23 protein-coding genes, 1 tRNA gene and 1 riboswitch are annotated in these 24,284 nt (G+C 67.5%); of the genes, 15 read left to right on the forward strand and 9 right to left on the reverse strand.

Annotated elements, in window-relative coordinates; translation table 11 throughout:
• The gene (locus DFQ14_RS06975; RefSeq protein ID WP_114452288.1) at window positions 1-672 is read left to right on the forward strand and encodes a hypothetical protein; all 672 of its coding nucleotides are present in this window, start codon (window positions 1-3) and stop codon (window positions 670-672) included.
• A 28-nt stretch (window positions 673-700) separates the two neighbouring features.
• A complete protein-coding gene (locus tag DFQ14_RS06980; protein WP_147275566.1) occupies window positions 701-1,954 on the forward strand; it encodes a hypothetical protein in 1,254 nt (417 codons plus the stop codon).
• Window positions 1,955-2,030: 76 nt separating this feature from the next.
• On the opposite strand, the gene DFQ14_RS06985 is transcribed toward DFQ14_RS06980, so the two are convergent.
• Window positions 2,031-3,116 (reverse strand): L-dopachrome tautomerase-related protein, encoded by a 1,086-nt coding sequence (locus DFQ14_RS06985; protein ID WP_114452290.1) that lies wholly within the window; start codon window positions 3,114-3,116, stop codon window positions 2,031-2,033.
• 244 nt (window positions 3,117-3,360) lie between these two features.
• On the opposite strand from DFQ14_RS06985, the gene DFQ14_RS21840 reads away from it, so the two are divergent.
• Window positions 3,361-3,507, forward strand: a complete 147-nt coding sequence (locus DFQ14_RS21840) for a hypothetical protein (protein WP_158546672.1) — start codon at window positions 3,361-3,363, stop codon at window positions 3,505-3,507.
• A gap of 102 nt (window positions 3,508-3,609) precedes the next feature.
• Here the strand turns inward: DFQ14_RS21840 and DFQ14_RS06990 are convergent, their stop codons facing one another.
• Entirely contained in the window at window positions 3,610-4,842 is a 1,233-nt protein-coding gene (locus tag DFQ14_RS06990; protein WP_158546673.1) for an FUSC family protein, read from the reverse strand.
• 370 nt (window positions 4,843-5,212) lie between these two features.
• Between DFQ14_RS06990 and DFQ14_RS06995 the strand changes: the two genes are divergently transcribed.
• A complete protein-coding gene (locus tag DFQ14_RS06995; RefSeq protein WP_114452292.1) occupies window positions 5,213-5,461 on the forward strand; it encodes a hypothetical protein in 249 nt (82 codons plus the stop codon).
• Between the two features lie 419 nt (window positions 5,462-5,880).
• Window positions 5,881-7,218: an MFS transporter gene (locus DFQ14_RS07000; RefSeq protein ID WP_114452293.1), complete on the forward strand. Its 1,338-nt coding sequence runs from the start codon at window positions 5,881-5,883 to the stop codon at window positions 7,216-7,218.
• Between the two features lie 455 nt (window positions 7,219-7,673).
• Here the strand turns inward: DFQ14_RS07000 and DFQ14_RS07010 are convergent, their stop codons facing one another.
• From DFQ14_RS07010 to DFQ14_RS07025, 4 genes are all read right to left on the reverse strand, one after another.
• On the reverse strand, window positions 7,674-8,597 hold the full coding sequence (locus DFQ14_RS07010; protein WP_246195687.1) for a heme o synthase: 924 nt from the start codon (window positions 8,595-8,597) through the stop codon (window positions 7,674-7,676).
• Window positions 8,598-8,605: 8 nt separating this feature from the next.
• Entirely contained in the window at window positions 8,606-9,013 is a 408-nt protein-coding gene (locus DFQ14_RS07015; RefSeq protein ID WP_114452295.1) for a DUF3817 domain-containing protein, read from the reverse strand.
• Window positions 9,014-9,306: 293 nt separating this feature from the next.
• Entirely contained in the window at window positions 9,307-10,455 is a 1,149-nt protein-coding gene (locus DFQ14_RS07020) for an LLM class flavin-dependent oxidoreductase (protein WP_246195686.1), read from the reverse strand.
• 15 nt (window positions 10,456-10,470) lie between these two features.
• Window positions 10,471-11,865 carry a GNAT family N-acetyltransferase gene (locus DFQ14_RS07025; RefSeq protein ID WP_246195685.1) on the reverse strand — a complete coding sequence of 465 codons (1,395 nt, stop codon included), beginning with the start codon at window positions 11,863-11,865 and terminating at the stop codon, window positions 10,471-10,473.
• A gap of 320 nt (window positions 11,866-12,185) precedes the next feature.
• On the opposite strand from DFQ14_RS07025, the gene DFQ14_RS07030 reads away from it, so the two are divergent.
• The 5 genes from DFQ14_RS07030 (at window position 12,186) to DFQ14_RS07050 (ending at window position 17,382) form a co-directional block, all read left to right on the forward strand.
• Window positions 12,186-13,217, forward strand: coding sequence for a hypothetical protein (locus DFQ14_RS07030; RefSeq protein WP_114452297.1), 1,032 nt, complete (start codon window positions 12,186-12,188; stop codon window positions 13,215-13,217).
• A gap of 40 nt (window positions 13,218-13,257) precedes the next feature.
• Window positions 13,258-14,118, forward strand: a complete 861-nt coding sequence (locus DFQ14_RS07035; protein WP_114452298.1) for a hypothetical protein — start codon at window positions 13,258-13,260, stop codon at window positions 14,116-14,118.
• Window positions 14,119-14,294: 176 nt separating this feature from the next.
• Window positions 14,295-15,242, forward strand: coding sequence for a coiled-coil domain-containing protein (locus DFQ14_RS07040; protein ID WP_114452299.1), 948 nt, complete (start codon window positions 14,295-14,297; stop codon window positions 15,240-15,242).
• A 248-nt stretch (window positions 15,243-15,490) separates the two neighbouring features.
• Window positions 15,491-15,976 carry a hypothetical protein gene (locus DFQ14_RS07045; protein WP_141921347.1) on the forward strand — a complete coding sequence of 162 codons (486 nt, stop codon included), beginning with the start codon at window positions 15,491-15,493 and terminating at the stop codon, window positions 15,974-15,976.
• 290 nt (window positions 15,977-16,266) lie between these two features.
• On the forward strand, window positions 16,267-17,382 hold the full coding sequence (locus DFQ14_RS07050; RefSeq protein WP_114452471.1) for a polysaccharide pyruvyl transferase family protein: 1,116 nt from the start codon (window positions 16,267-16,269) through the stop codon (window positions 17,380-17,382).
• 36 nt (window positions 17,383-17,418) lie between these two features.
• Here the strand turns inward: DFQ14_RS07050 and thiD are convergent, their stop codons facing one another.
• Complete coding sequence (gene thiD, locus DFQ14_RS07055) at window positions 17,419-18,324, reverse strand: bifunctional hydroxymethylpyrimidine kinase/phosphomethylpyrimidine kinase (RefSeq protein ID WP_114452472.1); 906 nt, start codon at window positions 18,322-18,324, stop codon at window positions 17,419-17,421.
• 5 nt (window positions 18,325-18,329) lie between these two features.
• A riboswitch (TPP riboswitch) is annotated at window positions 18,330-18,443 on the reverse strand.
• Window positions 18,444-18,658: 215 nt separating this feature from the next.
• Here thiD and DFQ14_RS07060 point away from each other — a divergent pair.
• Window positions 18,659-18,928 carry a hypothetical protein gene (locus DFQ14_RS07060; protein ID WP_114452301.1) on the forward strand — a complete coding sequence of 90 codons (270 nt, stop codon included), beginning with the start codon at window positions 18,659-18,661 and terminating at the stop codon, window positions 18,926-18,928.
• A gap of 166 nt (window positions 18,929-19,094) precedes the next feature.
• A complete protein-coding gene (locus tag DFQ14_RS07065; protein ID WP_114452302.1) occupies window positions 19,095-19,844 on the forward strand; it encodes a hypothetical protein in 750 nt (249 codons plus the stop codon).
• Window positions 19,845-19,895: 51 nt separating this feature from the next.
• Here the strand turns inward: DFQ14_RS07065 and DFQ14_RS07070 are convergent, their stop codons facing one another.
• Window positions 19,896-20,294, reverse strand: coding sequence for a hypothetical protein (locus DFQ14_RS07070; protein WP_114452303.1), 399 nt, complete (start codon window positions 20,292-20,294; stop codon window positions 19,896-19,898).
• A gap of 255 nt (window positions 20,295-20,549) precedes the next feature.
• Between DFQ14_RS07070 and DFQ14_RS07075 the strand changes: the two genes are divergently transcribed.
• From DFQ14_RS07075 to DFQ14_RS07085, 3 genes are all read left to right on the forward strand, one after another.
• Window positions 20,550-22,100, forward strand: a complete 1,551-nt coding sequence (locus DFQ14_RS07075) for an AMP-binding protein (RefSeq protein WP_246195684.1) — start codon at window positions 20,550-20,552, stop codon at window positions 22,098-22,100.
• A gap of 192 nt (window positions 22,101-22,292) precedes the next feature.
• Window positions 22,293-22,943 (forward strand): oligoribonuclease, encoded by a 651-nt coding sequence (gene orn / locus DFQ14_RS07080; protein ID WP_114452305.1) that lies wholly within the window; start codon window positions 22,293-22,295, stop codon window positions 22,941-22,943.
• Between the two features lie 153 nt (window positions 22,944-23,096).
• A tRNA-His gene (locus tag DFQ14_RS07085) sits at window positions 23,097-23,169 on the forward strand.
• Window positions 23,170-23,233: 64 nt separating this feature from the next.
• Here DFQ14_RS07085 and DFQ14_RS07090 read toward each other — a convergent pair.
• The gene (locus DFQ14_RS07090) at window positions 23,234-24,265 is read right to left on the reverse strand and encodes a uroporphyrinogen decarboxylase/cobalamine-independent methonine synthase family protein (RefSeq protein ID WP_114452306.1); all 1,032 of its coding nucleotides are present in this window, start codon (window positions 24,263-24,265) and stop codon (window positions 23,234-23,236) included.
• Window positions 24,266-24,284: the final 19 nt, after the last annotated feature.

Below are 24,284 nucleotides of genomic sequence, written 5' to 3' on the forward strand. Positions count from 1 at the left end.
ATGAGTTCCACGGAAGCGACGGACACGTCCAGCGGCTTCCCGCTCACTTTTTCACTGCAGCCGGGATTCGAGCCTATTGACTTCACCGAGACCCCGCAACAGCGAGCCGAGAAGCTGCTGGACTCGTTGCAAAACACCCTGCCGGGGCAAAGCGGGGAGCAGTACTTACGCGTCATCCTGGCCTACGAATACTCGATACAACGGATGCTCGAAGAGGGAGCTCTCTACGCGGCCAACTTCGTCGGTCGCTCGGCACGGGATCCCTCAGCGGCCACCACGGCTCAGCTCACCGTGCTCACACGGGATACGGCGCTGAAGGCTTCCCAACCTCTCACTGTCCTGGCCCGCCAGCTCCGCGAGGAGCGATCAGGGCGTGAAGTGGACTTCGTCGACCTGTCCGTCGGTCGTTGCCTCGCGGTGGTCCAGGAGGACCTGATCATCCCCGAGGTCAACCTCACCGACAACCCACCGCAGAACCCTCGCCGTACCCGTCAGTTCCAGGTCGTCATGCCCTTGGCCAGTCGCGGTCAACTCGTTTTCTTCACCCTGGCGACCGAGTGCCTGCGAGACTGGGACGAGTACGTCGCCATGATGGCCGAGATCTGCAAGACCATCACCTGGAACGAACCACAGCAGAGCTCGATCGCCTCCAGGCTGGAAGGACGACTGTGACAATATCGAGCAGCACGAAGGAACAAGAATGATCTTCTACTACATCTTTCTGGTTGTGTTCGGAATATTTGCTGCCGTATTCCTTATCGGTGGCACACTTGCAATAATCCAGCATCGACGCCAACCGCTGCAGCAGCGTCTGGAGCAGGCTCGAAAGGAATTGCTGAACAAGGAATCGACGACAGGCGCATCGGAACTCAATGCCGACATGCACCCGAAGATCTCCAACGAGATACTGCGAGACGTGGCAGAGGCAGAGGGATTCCGCTTCACCGACGAATCAAATCGTTTCCTCAGCTTCCAACGAGTATTTTCCCATCCCGATGAGACACGAACATCGCCAAATTCCGCCAGTGCAGTCGGAGGCGACTTCGGTGAAAAACGACAACGGGAAAGCCTGCGTCAGACGCTGAGTACAGCCGACGATGCTGCCGAGTTGACTCTTCGCCGTGATCAACTGGGGGCGCTGCCGAAGGCGGAAATCCTGCGCACGGCGTCCGAGCACGGTTGGGTATATCAGACCGAAGAGGTCTCGGGCAACGAGTGGCGGCTGCTCTTCCAGCGGGAGAACCGCACAGCCGCGAGTTCGCCGAGCGCACCCGAAACCGCCGAGACACCCGAGCTGGTCCGCTCGGAGGAACAGGAGTTCCTGGCCCGGCTCGATGGTGTGGCCCCGGGCATCTCCGGTGTGGCCAAAGTAGAGCTCGGTGATGTCTCCCACCGGCTTTCCATGGCCCGGTATCGCGAGCTCGCCGCCGGCCGGGGGTGGGAAGTGGAAGGCACCGAGCGCTCCGGAAGGAATCTCTTCCTGCAGGTCAAACGCATCGGGACCGTGACGACGAATCGACGCCTCGACCTCGGATTCCTCAGCGGCCCCAGCCTCACCGAGCTGCGCGACAGTGCGGCCGCCCGGGAGGAAGCCGAGCGAGTACTCCGGGAAACCGGGGTGGATGTCCTGTCCGAGAAGGTCCTCGACGACGCCCGCCGTCGCCATCTCGCGCTGCGCCGCACGGTCACGCGGTTGACGTGGCTGAGTGCGCTGCCCGGCACGTTCGCGCTGTCCGGCCTGCTGTTCTGCCTCGTGCTGCTGGGGGACGGCAGCACGCATGCGGCCGGCGTCCTCGCGATCGTGTCGCTGGTGGCGGCCGTGATCTGCGCCGCTCTGATCCCTCTGGGCATGAGAGCCGAGAGGGCCAGGAAGGCGGCCGTGGCCGACTACACGACCGCCTACGAACGCGTCGTCGCCGCCGCGCTGACGACGCAGGACCCATCGGTGAGCTGACCGAGCGCGATGGCCGGGATGCCCACGTGGTGCCGAGCTGCGGTGACGCGCCTCGATACACCGGCACCCTCGTGGATCAGCGCAGGAGCACGGGTGAGGCATCCACCGGAACCCGGCACACCGCATAGGGTGTCCGGCGCCAATCGTGCCCGCGCCAGTACGCCGCTTGCCGATGGAGCTGGTTGACCGTCATGTACAGATACCCGTCGGTGGCCAGGGACAGCGTGTCGGGAAACAGCAGCCGCGGGTCGGTGACCAGAGTGCTGTAGGAACCGTCCGGGTCACGGCGCAGGACGGCGTTGTGCTCGTAGCTGGTGACGTACAGCCGTCCCTCGGTGTCGCATTCCAGACCGTCGGTGCCGCCGCCCTTGTCACCTTCGTCGACGACGGTGGCTGCTTCGTCGGCAGACCGGTCGATCAGCGCGTCGGTGCCGGCGCTGTAGAGCTCGCGACCGAGAAACGGGCAGTAGTACAGCCGGGAACCGTCGGCGGAAAGGGCGATGCCGTCCGAACCCAGTGCCGGCGGCGCCACAGGCCCGTCGGGTGGGCGCTGCAGGAACGGCCGACCCTCGATCATGGGCAGATAGGAGGTGTCGGGCTTGGTGCTGGGGTGATCGTCGAGGCCGCGCCAGGATTCTCCGCTGGCCAGGTCGACGACGATGATGCCGTTGCGGGCCTGCATGGCCGAGTCGGTGATGAAGGCGAAACCCTCCTCACCGCGGCGCAAATCGAAGCGGACGTCGTTGAGGTAGGTGGTCGGCAGCGCGACGTCGGGATCGAACAGGATGGTGCGCTCGATCCGGTCACCGGCCAGATCGACGCAGATCAGCTTGGGACCGCCGTAGCTGGTCCGCCCGAATTCCACGCTGCCGGTGTCGAGCAGCCACAGCCGGTCGGCCGGGTCGACCACGACACTTTGCACCGAGATCACATGGTTCTGCTGATCACTGCTGTCGGGCCGGAACAGTTCGGGATCCGGGTACGGTTCGACCCGGCCGTTGCGGACCTCGGCGACCGTGGCGGGCACCTCATCGCCCCACAGCGGGAAACACACGAACATGCGGCCGGTGTGCGAGACGGTCACGCCGGTCGGCATGTTCGTCTCGAAGGTCGCGACCCACTCGGGTTCACCGGTCGACTCCCATGACGCCTGCGCTGCCATCCCGGTCTCCCCTCACGCTCAAGCCAGCGGCGCGGTTCCCGCCTTGTCCGACTGGCCAGTGACTTACCGCCACCCGGCCGTCCCAAACTCGCCGCTCGACGCGACGGGCCACCACAGGCGTATCGCGGCAGGGCGACAGCGAAATCCCGCGGCTTGCGCTGCGCCCGTTGCCCGACGGAGGCACACTGGCCACAAGCGGACCGTCTTCGGCGGTCATGGCATCGGCACACGTGGGGGAGCTGCCATGAGCGTGTTCATTCTGGTCATCGTTGCGGTGCTGCTGCTGTGGATCTGCTGGACGCGCGAGCGCTACATCGACCCCACCATCCGGTGTCGCGGCAGCGATGAGGGTGAGCCCGCAGGTGATGGCAAGCACGGCACTCGCCCGTAACACAGCGCCCGCTGCCGCGCCGAGGCCGAAGTGGCGGACTCGCCGAGCCGCCGAGTCCGCCACCGCCGAAAACAGGTCCTTCGCGGCGGATCCGGCCGCTCGCTATCGCGACCGTCCCGACGGGTTCGAATCCTGACCGAACTCGTCTCGACCGTTCTCGAGCTCGCTCACCATGCGTTGGAGATCGGCGAGCAGGTATCCGTAGATCGGGGACTTGCCGGATATGTCCAACCCGCTGCGGTCGGCCTGCTCGGCCAGGATTCGGCACCGCTTCTCGCTCATCGCCACATCGCGTTCGAACTGCTCCCGTTCCCGGGCGTCGTGATCGTGCATCCACCCGGCATGGCGCAACCCCTGCGCACACCGGACGAATACTTTCGCGTAGCCGTCGAGGAACTCCCTCTGGTCCCGGTCGTAGATCTCGGACTCCTGCCCCACGTAGTTCAATCCCCGGGTGATGGACAGCAACTGGTCGTGGCAGCGCTGGAACATGTCGAACAGGGTCCGGCCACCGGAATAGGTTTCCGGCTGCCGCGTGAGCAGTCGTCGCGGATTGAACCGGCTGCTTTCGACGGCGTTCTCCAGAGCCTGAGAGGTCTGCTCGACCTGCCCGGACAGGTCCTGCGCCCGGCGGGTCCAGTCCTGCGTGCTTTCCGGCTCGGGCGCGCCCTGCCAGAGACGGCAGCCGATGTCGCCGATCAGATACCCCAGGGAATCGCCGAGGCTGTCCACCGCACGTTGGGCACTCCGGTACCGCGTCGGCGGGAACAGCACCATATTGACCACGACCCCCACCGTGGCACCCAGCACCACCAGGCCGGCGATGATGAACACATCGATCGCCGCGTTTATCCCGGGACCGACTTGAGCGTAGGTCGCATAGGCGAACACGGCCGCCACCGACACCTGCGTTCCCTGACTGCCCAGGCGCCGCCAGAAACCGAGCAGCAGTGTGAACAGCACGAGCACCAGGAAGGTCAGCGGGTGGATGCCCAGCAGCGGTCCCAGCACAGCCGTGGCGGAGACGCCGATGCTCACGGCCAGCACGTAGTACCAGGACTGCTGCATCGAGAGCTGGATCGTCGACTGGACCATCAACAGGGCGGTGAAGGGGGCAAACGTCGCCGAGGGCGCCCCCAGCAGGTTGTTGGCCACGAACCACGCGATGGTCGCGGCGAGCGCGCTCTTGCCGATGAGCAGCAGGCGCTCACGCTCCGCACCCGGGAAGCGTGCCGCGCGCCGCACGTCGTCGACGAGGTTGCGCCCGCGACGGCGAAGGCGTTGCCGAAGACTCGCTTTGTCCGAGGAGCCGGTCCCGTCCCGAGTGGCCAACATCTTCCCTTCCCGACTCGCACTCACCCCGCCGACGTGTCCGGAACTCGTTTCCGGGGCGTGGTGCGTGGGCTGCATCGACGTGGCATGGTTTCCGGCGCTTTCCGGCCACGGGCGAACCGGCGGACAGCGGCTTGCGAAACCGACCCACCGGTGGTTCACCCCGTCGCTGCGGTGCATCACTTCGATGGTGGCGAGCCGATCGCGATCCCGCAGCCCGCGAGGGGCACAGTGCGATCCCTTTCACGATCCGACGCGGAGATGCTCGAAACACTTCCCCGGCATCGGCACGTGGATGGTTAGCGCAAGCCCGACGCGGGCATTCCTGGGCCTGCGAAGTCGATGGTGCAGCCGTGCGAGATGGGGAGCGTCCATGAGGATCGATGCCGAGGACTTGCGGGCGCTGCACTCGGCCGAGGCCGGCTCCGAGCTCGTCGTGTACGAGGGCAAGGTGGCCGTACGAGCGACCGCCGACCTCCAGGCCGGCGAGTATCCGGGAGCGCTGACGGTCGTGTCCCGCGACGACCTTCTCGACGAGATGAGCAGGCACAACCTGACCGAGAACGACTTCGACAGCATCGCGGGCAGGCTCAACACCGCGATGACGAACCGCGGCGGGTGAGCGAGTCCCCGGCCGGTTCCGGATGAGCGTCCCCGTCCTGTGCTCGACGGGGTATCGAAGCCCGGCGCCCCACAGGCGTCCGGGGACACGCTGGTGCTGAAAGGTCGGCCTCGTCGGCTGCGAATTCAACCGACGAGGCCTTGATGGATCCGGTACCCGGGCACCGAAACCACCCACACCAGGGTTCCCTTCCTGCTGCGATGCACACCTGCGGATGTTCCGCGAAGCTTTGCGCGTCGAAGATCCGGGGTGCTGCCATGGCCTCCCGCTGCACGCCGACAGCGGACGCCCTCTTGTCGCCTCGCGGGCGAGCCACTACCGTGCTGGAAAACTTACAGCGTTAGTTACTTGCGCCACAGCACAGGATCTCCTGCACGCGCAATCCGTCCCCGCTTCCCCGACCCGAAGGGTGCGTCGAGATGGCCAGCACTACGGCGTCCAGCTCACGGCGCGTGGCATTCGCCAGCCTCATCGGCACGACCATCGAGTGGTACGACTTCTTCATCTACGGCACCGCCGCCGCACTGCTGTTCGATCAGCTCTTCTTTCCCACCTTCGACCCCGTCGTCGGCACCCTGGCCGCGTTCGCCTCGTTCGCCATCGGTTTCATCGCGCGCCCGCTCGGCGGTGTCGTGTTCTCGCACTTCGGGGACAAGGTCGGCCGCAAACCCATGCTGATCTGGTCACTGACCCTGATGGGTACGGCAACACTGCTCATGGGTTTCCTGCCCACGTACGACACCATTGGGGCATGGGCGCCGTTGCTGCTCATCGCCCTGCGGTTCGCTCAGGGCATCGGCGTCGGCGGCGAATGGGGCGGTGCCGCGCTGATGGCCGTCGAACACGCCCCCGGTAACCGGCGTGGCTTCTACGGGGCGTGGCCGCAGGTCGGCGTACCCGCGGGTCTGCTGCTGGGCAACGTGACCTTCTCGATCATCTCCGCAAGCGTCACCGACGATCAGTTCGCGGCATGGGGATGGCGGATCCCGTTCCTGCTCAGTGCGCTTCTGATCATGCTCGGCTTCGTCATCCGGCTCAAGATCAGCGAGAGCCCGGTGTTCGAGAAGACCATGCAGGACAAGAAGAAGGCCCGCATGCCGGTCCTGGAAGCCCTGCGCACGCACCCGAAGACCATCGCGCTGGCCACCGGGACCTTCCTCGGAACCCACGCGACCTTCTACATCGGCAGCACCTGGATCGTCGCCTACACCACCGAGTCGCTGAACTACGACCGCACCACCATCCTCAACGCCAACTCGTTTCTGAGCTTCGTCGACATACCGCTGATGCTCGCGTTCGGCCTGCTGTCGGACCACATCGGACGGCGCAGGATGTTCCTCACCGGGATGGGCGTGCTCGGCCTGTTCGCCGTACCCTACTTCCTGCTGGTGGACACCGGCTCCATCATGCTGTTCCTGCTCGGGGGCATGGTGGTCCAGGCCTGCCGGACCTCGGTATACGGGCCCCAGTCGGCGTACTTCTCCGAGTTGTTCAGCACCCGGCTGCGCTACAGCGGGATCTCGGTGAGCTACCAGCTCGCCTCGATTCTCGGCGGTGGCATCGCCCCCATGATCTGCACCGCGCTGTACGCCTGGACGGGCTCGTCCCTGTCGATCGCCGCCTATGTCATCGCACTGGCCGTGATCTCGTTCACCTCCAGCTACCTGCTGAGCGAGACCTACCGCAAGGACCTCGTCGACGAACAACCGGGCGCATCGGCAACGCTGACGGAAGGGTCAGGGGCGGCACGCACGTAGCTGCGTGGTCTCAACGTTCCTCCAGTGTCTGCGGCCGGGGTGCGCACCCCGGCCGCAGACACGTGGCCTCCCGCATCGCTTTCCATGCCGGCCGTGGTGCTACTCCTGACAGCATTCATGGCATGAGATTGAGTGTGAGCCTGGCCGACGAGGACGTCGTCTTCGTCGACGACTACGCCTCCCGGACCGGCGCCCCTCGAGGTCGGCGGTCCGGGAGGCGATCAAGCTGCTGCGCAATGCCGAACTGGAACAGGACTGCACCGCCGCATGGGCGGAGTGGGAGGAGAGCACGGACGCCGACCTCTGGGACACGGCCACTTCCGACGGAATCACCGATGCACCGCGGTGACCTCTACTGGGCAGTCGACCGACTCCACCGGCGGATTGGAGCACTGCCTCAGGACATCATCGACACACTCGACAGCGCCCTACACCTGCACCTGGACCTTGAGCGGTTACCCCAGCACGGGAAGGCCGACGGCGGCGTCCACGGCGATCGCCACGAACAGCACCGTGAGATAGCTGTTCGACAGGTGGAACAGCTTCATCGGATTGATGCCCTCACCACGACGCACAGCCGCGTGCAGCCGCTGCGCCACGATCAGGAACACCGCTCCCGTCGCGACCGCGCAGGCGACGTAGATCCAGCTCGTCACGGGAACGAGCAGCAGTGTGCAGGCCACGGTCGCCCACGAGTAGGCGAGGATGCGGGCGGAGACCTGGCGGGCCGTGGCGACCACGGGCAGCATCGGTACCCCGGCGCGCTCGTAGTCGTCGCGGTACTTCATCGCCAGCGACCAGAAGTGCGGCGGCGTCCACAGGAACACCACGCCGAACATCACCAGAGCGGGCCATTCGACCGTGCCCGTAACAGCCGCCCAGCCGACCACGACGGGCATGCAGCCCGCGGCTCCGCCCCACACGATGTTCTGCGAGGTGCGGCGCTTGAGCACCAGGGTGTAGACGAACACGTAGAACAGGGTCGCCGCCAGTGCCAGCACGGCCGCGAGCAGGTTCGCACCGAGGGTGAGCACGGCGAAGGACAGGACGCTCAGCGCGATCCCGAAGATCAGCGCATTGCGACGCGGTACCCGGTACCTGACCAGCGGGCGCGATTTCGTGCGGTCCATCACCGAATCGATGTCGGAATCGGCGACGCAGTTCAGCGCGTTGGAGCTGCCCGCCGCCATCGCGCCGCCGAGCAGCGTCAACAGCACCACGACCGGTGACGGGATACCGCGTTCGGCGAGGAACATCGCGGGGATCGTGGTCACGAGCAAGAGCTCGATCACGCGCGGTTTGGTCAGCGCCAGGTACGCGCCGAGCACGTCGCGCAGCCCGCTGTTGCGCCCGGGGGCCGTGGAATTCGTCTCGTGCATGGCCGCCGTCATGATTGTGCCGACCGAGCACCGTCGGTGGCGGTATCGCCCCCGGTGTTCCTCTCCCCGGAGTTGCCGCGCCCGTCCCCCGGCGGCCGGGCGTGGAACCACTGCACCACCTTGCGCTCGGCGAAGAAAGCACCGAAGGGAACGGTGCCCGCGAGCAGGACCAGCAGCATGCTCACGGCCGATATCCCCAGCATCCTGGTGATCAACAGAGCCACCACGAGATAGAGCATGTAGAGCCAACCGTGCGCGATGCCGATCGCGGTGGTCCAGGCCTCCCCGGATTGCTGGATGGCGCTGCCGTCCGGCCAGCCGTACTTGAGTATCACAGCCACGCACAGCCCGATCAGCAGGATCGCTGTCACGTAGGCCATGACCCGGTAGAAGGTCAGCAGAACACTCGGCTTCACGACAACTCCCTCAATCCCGCCTCGTGTCTCCCAACACCCTCGGCGCGTCGGCGACGGCGGACCGGTCGCAGGATCGCGGCGGCCTCGTGGGCGGGAGGGCCACCGCGAGTGCCCATTCCACCAAACCGTACGCCACCCGTCGCGCGCGCTTGCGCCGACCTGAGCCGGTAGTGATGCCGCCCACGTCACGAGCCGGACGCATCCGGCAGCGGGCGCTCCACCCGTACGGGCGGGGCCGGTCGCCCGAACCGGGGCGGCACCGGGATCACCGGACCACCCGTCCCGCTGCTGCGCTACTTCGCCACGGGAGCGCCGGGGAGTCGGTAAGCCTGGGCGATCAACTCGTAGGAACGCAGCTTGGCCTGCCGGTCGTGGAGATTGGCCGTGATCATCAGTTCGTCCACGCCGGTACGGTCGCGCAATTCGTCGAGCTCGGTCCGCACCGTCGCCGCCGAGCCGTACACGACATCGGACAGCCAGTTGTCGATGAAGGCCTGTTCACGCTCGGTGTAGGGGTACTCGGCGGCTTCCTCCGGGCTGGGCATCCGGCCCGGATTGCCCATCCGCAACCGCAGCATGCTCAGCGCGATGGGGCGGGCGAGCTCCAGTGCCTCTTCGTCGGTGTCGGCCGCGATGACCTGGACTCCGATCTTCGCGTACGGCTCGTCGAGCACCGAGGACGGCTGGAACGAATCGCGGTACAGCTTCAGTGCGGGCATCGTGTTGGCGGAGCTGAAGTGGTGGGCGAAGGAGAACGGCAGCCCCAGTGCTCCCGCGACCTGAGCACTGAATCCGCTGGAGCCGAGCAGCCACACCGGCGGGGCGGGGCCGTTCGGAATCGCATGCACATCGGCGTAGGGGTGATCGGCCGGAAACCCGTTGCCGAGAAAGGCGATCAGTTCACCGAGCTGCTGCGGGAAGTCGTCGGCCGACAGCGGCCCTGTGGTGCGGCGCAGCGCGCGTGCCGTGCCCTGGTCGGTTCCGGGGGCACGGCCGAGTCCCAGGTCGATGCGGTCCGGATACAACGACTGCAGGGTCCCGAACTGTTCGGCCACCGCCAGCGGAGCATGGTTGGGCAGCATCACCCCGCCCGAACCGAGCCTCAGGGTATTGGTGGCACTGGCGAGATGGGCGATCAGCACGGCCGGCGAAGAACTGGCGATACCGGGCATGCCGTGGTGTTCGGCCACCCAGAAGCGGTGGTATCCCCAGCGTTCGGCGCTGCGAGCCAGTTCGGTGGTCGTGCTCAGCGCATGCCCCGGCGTGGTTTCCGTGCCCACCGGAGCGAGATCCAGCACCGACAGGGGCACCGGCGAGTCCCCTCGGGCAATCCCCCGGATCGGATGCGGTTCCGGTTCGGGCGGCTGCACGTGGCTCAGTTCGGTGCGCTCCGGGTTGGCAACGGTGTCCTCCATCGGTGGGTACAACCCGTTGACCGGCACGGTTGTTCCCCCTCGTCAGCGCGAGTACACCATCAGCGCCGAGTTCTTCGTGGGCAGCCCGACATCGCGCTCGCGGATGTAACCGGCTTTGCCGAACGCGCCGATCGAGGCCGGATTGTGGAGGTTCGGCTCGGCGACCACTCTGCGGCATTCGGGATCGGCGGCCAGCAGTCCCCGGGCGAGAGCCCGCAGCAGCGAGGAACCCAGTCCCCGCCCGGCCTGGTCGGGATCGCCGATCGCGATATGCACGCCGAGGTCGTGGGGGTGGAACGGGTAGCAACCGGCGAGGGTGTCCCGCACGACCCGGTAAAGCTCCACATAGGCCACCGGACGTCCCCCTCTGCTGACGAGGCAGGGCAGCGAGTGCTCACCGCCGAGCTGGGTGGCCAGCTCCCGGTGCCACTGCGCATGCGACCACGCCTGCTGCCAGTGGGTCGCGACATGCTCGGTGTTCATCCACGCATGCACCAGCGCCACGTCCGGCCCGCCGTCGTCACCGGTCACTTCGACCGCGCGCAGCGACCAGTCCTCTCCCGGCGCCGGCACCGGCACGCCCGGCACTCGTGGCCCGGTGGCTTCTCGCGCACAGAGGGGGTTGGGGATTTCGTGGAACACGGGGACGACCCGCACCGCGCCCGAGGCATCGCGATAGCGCAGCCCGGCCCCGTTCAAGCCTCCGAGATCGGTCACCGTCGGCCTGTTCAGCCAGCGCCGTGCCAGTCGGCTCGTCTCCGGATGCTCCAGCTGCTGCAGCCGGCGGGACAGCAACCGGAGCAGGTCCGTCTCGTCGGCCACGCCGTACCTGCCGAGCAGCCCTACCACCGCCAGGGGACCTCTCGTCAGCAGCGACGCCGTGGCTGCCTCCTCCGAGAGGTGGGCACCGCCCGATGCCGGGAGCAGTTCAGCGGCCACATACCCGTCCAGCCAGTTCTCGAACTCGGTGAGACCGGTGATCGTGTCGAGAAGTCGCGGTGGGTGCTCCGCGCGTTCCTTGAGCAGTTCGTGGAACGCGGCGCTGCGGGCGCAAGGGCCGACCGGGTCGAGGTCCCGGTCGGGTTCGACCAGGGCATGTCGCATCCACTCCGCCAGCGATCCGGCGCCCGCAGCGTTGATCGCGGCGTCCTCGCCCTCACGCGCCCGCGCATCCGCCGAGATCGCCGCCGACAGCGCACTCGGGTCGGCAGGCATGCCCGCAGCGTCGTCTTCGCTCTCGGCCGTGTGAATCGGCCCGAAGCGATGCGCACCGGTCGGCGAGTGCGAACGGATCTCGGTACGCACCTCCAGTGGGCCGATGCGCACCCGCAGCGGTCCGGGCGATGTCGGGGTGTGCGTCTCGCTCAACCATCGCCGCAGCAGCGCCGAGCAGCGCCGGTGCTCCACCGTCGCATCGCCGGTTCCGTCGGCTGTCACGCCGTTCACTCCCACAGGCATATCACGACCGAAAAGCCAAGGCTAACCTAACCCGCGGAGCGATTGCTCGCCCTCCGGGCACCGCGGCGAGGCGCGCTGCCACGCGCGGCGAGCACGGTGCGGTGCGCCCGCAGCGGGAAAGGCGGTCGACCGGCAGCCGAATTCTTTTCACTTCGCAAGAATCCGACGCCGGCGGTGATCATACGTTGGAGTGATTTCTGCCGACCCGCCCCGCGATCGGCACAGATTCGAATCGCGGCCTTCCCCGGCGGTGCATACGATCTCCGGCAACATCGTGCCGAAGAGAAATGCGGTGGGCTATGAACGACGAAACCGTCGTACCCCTGCGTCCGGGGTTCGACAACGAGTTCCGGGGATTCAACCGCAAACAGGTCCTCGAGCACATCGAATTGCTCGAAGATCAGGTCAAGATGTTGACCACCGACCGCGACGAGGCGATGCGGCTCAACGAGGACCAGCGTCGCATCACCGACGAAACGCGACATCGCCTCGAAACGACCATGACCGAACTGAGGCGGATCGAGACCTCCGAAACCGGCCTGCCCCACGCCACCCGGCGTATGCAGAACATGCTCATGATGGCCGACGAGGAAGCCAATGCGATCCGCGAGAACGCCCGGCGGGACGCCGAGACCATCCGGGGCACGGCCAGCACCGAAGCCGAACAGACCCGCAATGAGGCCGAAGCCAGAGCCGAAGCGCTCCGGCAGGAGTGCGCCGAATTGATCAACGATCTCGAGCAACAGCGCGCCCATTTGGCGGAACAGCGCTCCCAGCAGATGTCCGAGATCGATTCACAGCGCGAGGAAATGCACCGCGCGTCCCGCGAAAAGTACGAAGAAGCCATGACGGCGGCGCATCGCGATGCCACCGAACTCCTGCACCAGACCCAACAGCGGTGTCAGGAAATGGAGGCCGCCTCCGAGGCGTATCACGCGAGCGTGGTGGAGGACATCGAGGCGCGGGCGACCAAACTGGACGAATTCCGCCGGCGCATCCTCGAGACCCTCGGCGCGATGCACGAATTCGCCGGGACCAACCACGCGGTGGTCGTGCAACTGGCCGTGCCCGGCCTCTCCGCGGCTTCCGATCAGCAATCCTCCGGGGACCGGTCCCACGACTCCACCGCGGAATCCGCCGACAGGAGCGGGGGGCGTGTGCACATCCCGGTCCAGGCCGGTTACGACGGTGCACAGGGCGGCCACGGGCAATTGCCGGTGAGCGCAGTGGTCGACGACGACATCGTCGGCGAGGACATCCCCGTGAGTACCACGTCCCGGACACACTCCGGTATGGGGCACTCCGTACGCCCCGCAGAGCAGAGAAGCTGATCCGATGCCATTCGATCTCTCCGTCTTGGAGCTCATACGAATGCTGATCACATTCCTACTCGGGATTCTGGTCACCGCCCTCGCTGCCGGTTTCCTGCTGGCACGCGCGCGACGTGGCAACGAACGACTGCGTCAGGAGATTGTGCAGCTCACGACCTCCACGGCGGCATCCGAGGACTCGGCCAAGCCGGCCGAGCCGTACCGCATCGAGCCCGGGCAGCGCCAGTGGGCCGCGCCCCAGGCGCCACCGGAGAGTGCCGGAGCGCACCCGCCCTCGCTTCCGGGGTCGCACAGCCTTGCGGGCACCGCCGCAGAGGAGTCGCAGCCCGGCAGGCTCAGGGCAGCGGACGACGAGCCGGCCAAGGACCACTCCGCAGAAAGCCGATCTCCCGTGGAACATCGCTCCGTGGAAAGCCGGGAGGACGGTGTTCGCCGGGGCCGTTCGGGGGAGCAATCGAGCGCTCCGGCGACCACCACCGGCTCGGAGCAACCGACACAGCCGGTTTCCGTCGACCCGCCCCTGTCGGCGAATGCGGGTGCGGCAGGCAATGGCTTCTCTCCTCTGGGCAACGGCTCCCACCACGGGGGCAACGGTTCCTCTCCCCTGGGCAACGGCTCCCCCCATCCGGGGAATGGCTCTCAACCCTCGAAGCCGCAGCAGGCCACCGCGTGGCCCCAGCAGAGCGGCCGGTTGCCCCAACAGGCCGCCGGAGCAGCCGGGCAGCCCGACCAGGACCGCAGCGAGCACGCCCGCTCTCCGTATGCCGCGGACGGTGCGGCAGCGCCGGTGCAGGAAGGCGACGAGGAACCCATGGAAGTGGCCCGCCGGCGCATCGCCGAACTGCGGGCGCGGCTGGGCGAAGTCAAGCCCGGCCACACCTCGCGGCAGCCCGAGCAGTGACTTTCGAGCAGGGACCCGGCGCCACGGTCACGGACCGGAAGGTCGCCGGGATACCCCGGGCGGTGTGAGCACCTCCCCGCCCACCGAGCGAGAGTCGCCGAACTCGCTTACTCTTCGTACAAGCCGACCCACCCAGGCCCATTCCCGGTAGGTTCGTCCGGAAGGGAGTGTCCAGTATGGATGACGCCGACGAAGCCGTAATCCCCCTTCGTCCGGGATTCGACGTCCAGTTCCGGGGCTTTCATCGCAACCAGGTCATCGAGCATCTCGAGGTCCTGGAAGACCAGCTCAAGATCGTCACGATCGACCGCAACGAAGCGGTCCGGCTCAACTCGGACCTGCGCAAGCTCTATGACAGCACGCGGCAGGACCTGCACGAGACCCGGCAGCAACTCAAGCGCATCGAGTCCTCCGACACCGGATTGCCCGCGGCATCCCAGCGCGTGCAGAACATGCTCGCCAATGCCGAGGAAGAGGTCCAGACGCTTCGGGAGCAGGCCCAGCACCAGGCCGAGAACATCCGTGGGGCCGCCGAGAGCGAGGCGGATCAGCTCGTGGAGGAGGCCGAGAACGCCACCCGTGAATTCCGCGCCGAGTGCTCGAGCCTGCTCGCCGAAGTCGAGAAGCGGCGCGACCAGATGCGGCGTGAGCATGCCGCCCAGGTCCGCGATATCCGGGAACGGGAGCACCGGATGCGCAAGACCGTCCGTGACGAGTACAAGGCGATGGTGGCCGCAGCACAGCAGGAGGCCGACGAACTGATCACCCGTGCTCAGCAGGAATGCGGGCAGCGTGACGCCGCGTCGGAACAGTTCCGCCTCGATGTGCAGGAAGAGGCCTCCCGCAAGCGCACCGAACTGGAACAACTCCGGCAGGCGGTTCTTTCCTGCATGGACAAGGCCGCGGATGCCATCAGCGAGTCCACCACGGTGCTGCATGCCCAGGCGCCCAGTACCGCCCTGGAACCCGAGCCGTTGCCGGAGCCACCGCAGATCCAGGTGCGTCTGCCCGAGCAGCGAGACGATGTCCAGACGTACACGGTCCCGCTGAACACCAACGGCGCAGGCTTGACCTCGGTGACACCGGTGGCCACCGACGGGCACGATGCTTCCCGGCAGGGCTGACAAGCGCTGCACAACACGCGATGCGGTGCCCGGCTGCGAGACGGCTTTTTCGCACGAGCGATCAGCTCGGGCACGATGACCCGCTTTTCGGCATTTCGACCCGCAAGGCAGCAACAAGGCGGCAGGCCACGGAACGGAGAGTTCCTCCCCGATGTGGCCTGCAACGCCGGCACCCTCCTTCCTCGGCAGGACCGCCCACCAGGCGGCGGTTCCCGGGCGGCGGTTCACGGACCACCTACGCAAACCCTGTGAAACACTCCTCAGGCGACAAGGGGACGGCCATGCAGCTCGCGTATTCTCCCGCGCCGACCACGAGCATGCTGCTCCTGACATTCCTCGGCGGCCTCACACTGGTGGCGCTCGTTTTCTGGTCGGTCCTGCACCGTGTGAAACGCGGCGATGGCAGCGACCGCGGTGCCGCGCGGTCCGGCGGCGCGGGAAAGCATGCACTGAACAGGCGACGCGTCTCCCAGCCCACCCGAGTGACGAACACGGCGCCGAAGCACGCCGCCACAGCGGCACACACCACCCTGCGTACAGCGGAACCCGCGGAGACCACCGCAGAGCAATCGCAGGCAGCCGCTGCACGGACACACCCCCCGGCGCAGCACAGCGAGGAACCGGTCGATATCCAGCGCCCTCCGAGCGACCTCTTCCGGCAGCACCACGCCGAGCATTTCCGGCGCGCGCACCAGCGCCTCGACAGCATCCGAGCCCAGCTCGCCGAGCTGTGAGCCCCCTTTTCGGGCACTCTTGACCCCGCCGACCCCCCACGCGGCCGGAGCGGAACCGGAGGTCGAGCGTGTCACCGCCATGGTGGGTTCGGTCCCGGTGACCACCTCGCGGTCCCGCACCTGCGAGAGTGGTTCGCGAAGGCTTGTCCGAGTGATCGGTTCCACCACCGCTTCGATCACTCCCGCCGGCTCCGCGTTGCTACATTCGGTGGCGAATCGCCGATACTCTCGGGTGACATCGCACCGCACAGGAGCCGCCAGTGAGCAGCCACGACTTCCCCGCGCCCGCGATGGTCTACCTGGTCGCCACGACCGGGCATCCGAACTACGGTGACGAGCTCATCGCCGCCACGTGGCTGAAGCACCTGGCTCGCATCGCCCCGGACAGTGAAGTCTGGCTGGACTGCCCGAACCCCGGACCCAGCGAAGTTCTGCTGGGTCATCTGCATCCGAATCTGCGGGTCACCGACACCTTCTGGCGGCTGTGCTGGGAGTCCCCCTCCGACGAGCCCTGGGAAACCGCCTCGTTCGTGCAGCATGCGATCAACAACCCCGGGATGGCCCCGCGCTGGGTCGCCGGGATCGAGATGGCCGCCCGGGCCGATCTCGTGCATCTCATCGGCGGTGGTTTCGTCAACGGCATCTGGCCACGCCACATCGGACTGCTTGCCGCCGCCGCGGCGGCGGTGCGCCGTTCCGGCGGACGCGCGGTCATGACCGGCCAGGGTCTGTGCCCGATGAGCGACGAGACACAGCCGCTGCTGCGCAGTCTCGCCGCACACTTCGAGATCGTCGACGTCCGTGACGAGCCTTCCGGCAGTCTGCTGCACTCTTCGCGCCAGGTCGAGTACACCGGCGACGACCTGTTCTTCGGGATCGAACCCGGACTGTTCCGCACTGACGACCTGCGGAAGGTCATGGTCTGCCTGCAGAGCGACCTGCTCGACATGAGCAAGCCCGCGCTGGCCGGTTTCCTGCTCGACACGCTGCACAGTTGGGACACCCCGCCCGAGCAGGTGGGCTTCGTCGAGGGCATCCCGTGGGTCGATCGTGCAGTGTTCACGCTCGTCGAGCACCACCTGCCCGGTGCCCGCTTCTACCCGTTCTCCGAGATCATCGACAACGGCCTGCCCGCGGCCGCGGGCCAGCTGTGGCTGTCCACCCGGTTCCACATGCACCTGATGGCTGCCGCGGCCGGTGCTCAGGGGGTCGCGGTCTCGATCAATTCCGGCTACTACACCAACAAGCACCGGTCACTGCTCGAGCGGGGATCGGGCTGGGAGCTCAGCGAGGGGCTTCGGATCCCGACCCCGGCACCACCGGACAACGGTGGCTTCTCCCCGAGCGCACTGCAGGACCTGCAGGAAGGGAAGATCGCACTCGCACGCAGGATCTACGGCAGCTGACCGCACCGTTACGCGAACCAATCCCGCAGACCCTCTTCACCCCCACCAGTGATGGAAGTGGTGCACGGGTCCGTGCCCGTGACCGACATCGAGCCGGTCGGCCGCCCGCAAGGCCTCACCGAGGTATGTCTTGGCTTCCCGGACGGCACTCGACCAGTCCGGGCGCTGGGGCCGCAACGCGGCGATCGACGCGGAGAGCGTGCATCCCGTGCCGTGGTCGTTGGTGGTTGCGACGCGCTCGGAGTGCAGCAACTCGGTCGATCCGTCACCACAGAAAACGTCCACACTGGAGTCGCCGGCCAGGTGTCCGCCCTTGAGCAGAACCCGCTTGGCTCCCAGCCCGGTCAACCGCTCGGCCTGCGCGGGCATTTCCCCGGGGTCGTGGAGTTCCTCCGCACCCAGCAGGTCGGCGGCCTCCGGCAGGTTGGGAGTGATCAGGTCCACCCGAGGCAGCAGTTGCTCACGCAGGGTGCGCACGGCCTCGGTGGCCAGCAGCCGATCGCCGCTCTTGGCCACCATGACGGGGTCCAGGACGACGTGGGGCGGTGCGTAGTCGTCCAGGATCCGTACCACCGCCCGGATCACCTCGGCGTTGGCCAGCATGCCGATCTTGACGGCGTCGACGCGAACGTCGTCGAGCAGGGTGACCAGCTGCGCGGTGACGAACTCCGGGGGTACCTCGTGCACCTGCGACACCCCGGTGGTGGTCTGCGCCACCAGGGCCGTGATCACCGACATCCCGTAGGCGCCGTGCGCGGAAAACGCCTTGTGATCGGCCTGGATGCCGGCACCGCCGCTGGGATCGGTCCCGGCGATGGTCACCACGTTGGGAATCCACCCCTCGTCCGATCGAGAAGGTGGTCCGGTCCGTGCCTGCTCGGTCCGCCCGGAATCGCTCCCGGAGAACCCGGTTCCCGAAGTTGCCGTCTGGTTCGACCGCATCGAACGCATCCTGTTCACGACGTCCCTTCGCTAGTGCGAGCTAGTTCAGGTTCGACGGGTCTCTTCTCAGCCCGGCCGACCGTGCGATTCGGGCGGATCGGGCACCCCGCGTCACTGGACTCAACGTAGCAAGCTCGGTCAAGTACCGGGCGCGTTGCTCGATCGGTCCGACCGCTCGAAACGCCGGTGCCTGTTGCGGCGGTTCTTCTTCCGGAATCGCTCGAACGGACCATGTACAGGTCTGCCCTCGCAGCCGAAACTGTGCAGGATCGGATTTCGTGACCGCCCGAGCCCGCCCGAGCCCGGTGGTCGCGCAGACCAGGAGGTACGGGGGATGTTTCTCGGTCGTGAGCAGGTGTGGTGGATCGTTCCAGCCGGTCAGCAGATCAGGCATGCCATCACCGACCACCCGGGATCCCGCCCCGCGGGTGACCTCGTCACCGCCCTGTGCTCGGCGGGGGTGAAGCTGCCCTACGAAACCTGGCCCACCTCCCGGGAACCCGCGAGCCGCCGCATCACGGCCCGTTGCCCGGTGTGCGAGACCCGGGTCGCCGACCGGCAGGAAAAGGTCGAAGGACTCACCGTCAGCACTTGGGACAGTTAAAGGGTCCGCGGATTGGTTCGCGTAGGAGTGCGGGTGGCGGAACCTCCGGCTGCGCCTCGCTGCGGTAGCGCCGACATCAGGGAGCGACGTGCCGGCGAGCGATGTCACATCCGGACGCGGGGACGCGTGGTGAGGGAACCCTCACCACCGGATTAGAGTGGGGGTGATGAACAGTACGACCGACACTCCCCTCTCCGTGCGTTCCGGGCGGACCACCCGGCCCGATCCGACGTCGGTGTGGCCCCCGTTGGCCGAGCTCACCGAGGCGGCTGCGAACGCCTCGACGGGATCCGACACCGTCGCCATCACCCGCGGGTTCGACCGGAAGGGCAGGCAGCGAGCAAAGGCACTGAGCGAGCTGCTCGATGACCGGGGTGTCGCAGCCGTCGAGGTGACACCGGCTCCGGACAGCGAGCAACTCCTCGCGGGCAGCGAAGTCGCTGCGGTGGCCAACCTGGTCGGCGCAGGGTCGTGGCAGCCCTACCGGCTCGCGGCCAAGACCGGATCCCCGGTTCTGACACCCCGACCCAACGGCGATGCCCCTGCCGACGAGGTCGCGCGTGACGTCATCGGTATGGCCGGCACCGAGGGTGCGCGCGATGTCGCGCTCACCCGCGTTGCGGTGCTTCCCGAGAGCTCCGAGAACGCCGACGAGAGCAGCATCACGATCACCCGCGACGGTGAGCCGCTGTCGATCCCCGGTGGCCAGGTGACGGTCACGCTGCACGAGCAGCGCCTGCACGTCCAGCTGCAGGGCCCCGACTTCGCCGCGCAGGAGTTCGCCGCGCAGGAGATCACCATCGACACGTCCGGGACGCCGCATCGCCTCATCCGGGACGAGTTGCCCATCGCCGAGTTCGAAGGAACTCTGACCTTCACGAGCGAACCGCGGGGGCTGGTCGTCCGCCCGGTGTGAGGCCGCAGCATGCTTTGACGGCACGGCACGGTGGCCGGCTTCCACCGTGCCCTACCGCAACCGTGTGAGCCGATTGATTCCGGCCACGATGCCCGCCACGGCGGTGGCCGCGAACGCCAGTGCCAGCGGGGAGAGCGTGCCGGGGAACAGTGCGTTGACCAGTGCCCACCACCCGACCAGCACCGTCACGCAGGCGAGCAGCACGGCGGTCACGGTGAGCAGTGGCCGGTGACGCGGGAGTCCGCGCAGGGCCCGGCGCGCACGGGGCGGCAGCCGCCACACCGCGACGGCTACCGGGACCACCACGATCAGCACCGCCAGGAGACCGAGCAGTGAGTCCGATCGCTCGGGGCGGGGGCCGAGCCCCAACAGCAGCGCCGGGACGGCCACGGCCAGCACCAGCAGTATTCGGTGGAGCAAGCGCCACAGACGTGTGTCGAACTCGATCACGCACTCCAGTCTGCCAACCGGGAGCGACGGTGAGATCCTCGCCGACCCCTTTTCCTCGGAAGTGACGCCAGGCATTATCTACTCACGAGTAGCAACGACGGACGGGAACGCATGGCGATCGACTTTTCGAAGCGGCCAGCACGGCCATCCGGCCTCTCGGACGGGGTCGAAGGCAGGCTCTCGTCCTGGTGCCGGCGCAGGGCTCCAGGACTGCTCAACGTAGTGACGTTGGCCCGGCAGGGAGTCGTGCGGCCGATGCTGCCGGACAAGCTGCTGCGAATCCTGCTCGCGTGGCGACGCTGGGGGATCACGCCACCGCTGGGCTATGCCGTCGGAGCCGTCCGGCATCCCGACCGCCCGGCCATCATCGACGAGCGGGGGGCACTCAGCTACGCCGAGGTGGAGCAGCGCACCACCCGGCTGGCACACAGCCTGCGTGAGCGGGGTCTCGATCGCGACACGCGCGTGGGAATCCTGTGCCGCAACCACCACGGGATGGTCGAAACGATCGTCGCGTGCGCCAAGGTCGGTGTCGACGTCGCCCTACTCAACACCGGTCTCAGCCCGCACCAGGTGGCCACCGTGGTCGCCGAGCAGAACGTCGGGCTCCTGATCGTCGACAGCGAGTTCACCGAGCACATCACCGCCGTCGGCGAAACCGAGGTGGTGCTGGCGTGGACCGAGGGCACCACCGGGCACGCCACCCTGGAACACCTCATCGGCAGCGCCCCGGCACGGCCGCTTCCCCGCCCCCCGCGACACCATCGCGTGATCGTGCTCACCTCGGGCACGACCGGGTCACCGAAGGGGGCCCGGCGGCCGGACCCGGGGGGGTTGTCCCCGGCCGCGACGGTGTTGTCCCGCATGCCGCTGCGCAGCGCCGAACGGATGCTGATCTGTGCTCCGCTGTTTCACACGTGGGGTTTCGCGGGTTTCCAGCTCGGCATCGTCCTCGGCGCCACCCTCGTACTGCGCCGCAAGTTCGACCCGCAGCAGGCACTGGCCGCGATTCAGCGGCACCGCTGCACCTCCGTGTTCGCCGTGCCCGTCATGCTGCGGCGGATCACCGAGCTTCCGGCCAGCGTGCGTTCTCCCTACGACTGCGGATCGCTCCGGGTGATCGCCTGCAGCGGGTCGGCCCTGCCTGCGGACCTCGCGAAGGACATCCAGCAGGAATTCGGTCCGGTCCTGTACAACTTCTACGGATCGACCGAGGTCTCGTGGGCGAGCATCGCCACCCCGAAGGATCTGCGGCAGGCTCCGGGAACCGTGGGCACCCCACCACCGGGGACGGTGCTGCGTCTCCTCGGCAGCGACGGCCGACCCGTGCGCACCGGTGAAACCGGGCGCATCTTCGTCGCCAACGAGATGCTCTTCGAGGGATACACCAACGGATCCGGCAAGGATCTCCACGACGGGCTCATGCCCACCGGCGATCTCGGTCGCTTCGATTCGGCCGGACGCCTGTTCGTCGTCGGCCGCGAGGACGACATGATCGTCTCGGGGGGCGAGAACGTGTATCCGAAGGAAACCGAGGACGTCATCGCTTCCCTGCCCGAAGTCGCCGACGTGATCGTGACCGGGGTGGACGACGAGGACTTCGGCCAGCGCCTGGCCGCGTACGTCGTCACCCGTGAGGGCAGCACCCTCGATGCGGACACGCTGCGGGAACGCGTGAGTTCGAGGCTGTCGAAATTCGCTCGTCCCCGTGATGTCGTATTCCTCGATCAGCTCCCTCGCAACGCCACGGGCAAGGTCGTGCCGCGGGAACTTCCCGACAGCACCGGCTCGGGTGGTGTCTCCTGATACCGCAGGCAGCGGATTCGAAAGGAGACGGACGACACACATCGGCCGCCGAGCACGGCCTCACAGACCCGCGCAGGTGGCTGTGGAACCGGTGTGAGCGGCCCGCTCGGCCCGACCCGCTCGAGCGGGAAGGGCCGGTTCACCGAACGGGCTCTTGGCGATCACCAGCCGTGACACGTTAGGCTCGTGCGAGTGAACGACCGTCTAGTGTGGATCGACTGCGAAATGACCGGCCTGGATCTCGGCTCCGACGCCCTGATCGAGATCGCCGCCCTGGTCACCGATGCCGATCTGAATATCCTCGGGGAAGGCGTGGACATCGTCATCCACGCCGACGACGACGTCCTGGCCGGTATGCCCCAGGTGGTGCAGGAAATGCACGAAAGCTCCGGGCTCACCGACGAGGTCCGCAACTCGACGGTGAGCCTCGCGGAGGCGCAGCAGCAGGTACTCGACTACCTGCGTCGCTATCTGCCCGAGGGGCGTTCCGCTCCCCTGGCCGGGAATTCCATCGCCACCGACCGGGGGTTCATCGCCCGCGACATGCCCGAGCTCGATGCCTACCTGCACTACCGCATGGTCGACGTCTCCTCCATCAAGGAGCTGTGCCGGCGGTGGTATCCCCGGATCTACTACGCGCAGCCGGAGAAGGGGCTGGCACATCGGGCGCTGGCCGACGTCCGCGAGTCCATCCGCGAGCTCGCCTACTACCGGCGCACCGCGTTCGTGCCTCAGCCCGGCCCGAACAGTGAGGAGGCGCAAGCGATCGCCACCGAACTCCTCGAAGGCGCTGCCGAGGTCAGCGGCACGGAGAAGGCCAGGGAAGCCTCCGAGGACCAGTAGGGCTTCACCGGCCTGCGGCGCCGGCGGTACGCTCCTCCGGCCGACCATCGGACCTGCGGCGGGAAACAACCACCGCCCCCCGTCAAAGCGCTCGACGGGGCGCGCTAGGATGGTCGGCGTTGTCCGGGAACGGAAACGTTCCGGGCAGCCCTGGTGGGTGTAGCTCAGTCGGTAGAGCACTGGGTTGTGGTCCCAGGAGTCGCGGGTTCGAATCCCGTCACTCACCCGACGAGAAGCGGCCCTGTTCCGATATCGGAGCAGGGCCGCTTTTCCGTGCGATTTCCCGGTGTCTACTCCTCGATCCCGTCGCGGAAGAGCTTGCCGAGGTCGGCCGCCATCCGCAGCGCACGCCACGCCCAGGCTGCCGAGGCCGAACCCAGACCGCACGACGGTGTCGGCACGCTGCGCTCTGCCAGGATCCGCCGGTGAAAGCCCAGCCGCGCGGCCAGCTCCCATGCCGGCCGTGCGAGCTCGCGCAGCGCGGGTTCCGAGGCGGGCGTCGTGCTCGGCACCAGGCCGAGGAAGAGGGTGACCCCCTCCTCCCATGCCTCACCCAACTCGTCGGCCAGTTCCCCCGGGATGGCATCGAGGCCGGTGGCATCCAGTGCGACCGCACCGGCGCCGGCACGGCGCAGCAGACCCACCGGAGGCCGCGAGGCACAGCAGTGCACCACGACCGGATGGCCGGTGGCCGCGGCGAGCCGGTCGATCACCTCGGACAGCAGACGCTGCACCTCGGGCTCGGGAACGGCAGCCACGTGGCCGTATCCGGACGGGGTGGGCAGGCCTCCGGTCAGCACCGCCGGGAGAGTCGGCTCGTCGAGCTGAACGAGCACGCGCGCACCGGTCCGCTCCGCGACCTGCTTCACGTGTTCGACGAGACCCTCGACCAGTGATTCGGTGAAATCCCGCAGCGCCCCGTGGTCGGTCAGAACCCGGTGCCCGCGCTGCAGCTCGATCCCTCCGGACAGCGTCCACGGCCCCGCGGCCTGCACCTTGACGGTGTGCAGCGGCCCCTCGGTCTCGGAGAGCGTTTGCAGCGCATCGAGGTCCCAGCGCAGCAGGTCGACAGCCCGCCGCTGGTCACGCCCCGTGCGCGCGGCGACCCGGTACCCCGAGGGAACGACTTCGACGGGCAGGTCCAGCAGCAGACCCGCCGTACGCCCCAGCAGGTCCGCACCGACGCCCCGGGCGGGCAGTTCCGGCAGCGGCGTCAGTTCGGGAAGTTCGCCGGCGACGACACGGGTTGCCTCGTACGGGTCGGTTCCGGGCATCGAACCGATCGCGGTCGCGGTACCGGGTGTCCAGGGTGCTTCGGTCACGTGGTCATTGTCGCAGGCA

It is taken from the genome of Halopolyspora algeriensis, assembly GCF_003337235.1.
Lineage (GTDB): Bacteria > Actinomycetota > Actinomycetes > Mycobacteriales > Pseudonocardiaceae > Haloactinomyces > Haloactinomyces algeriensis.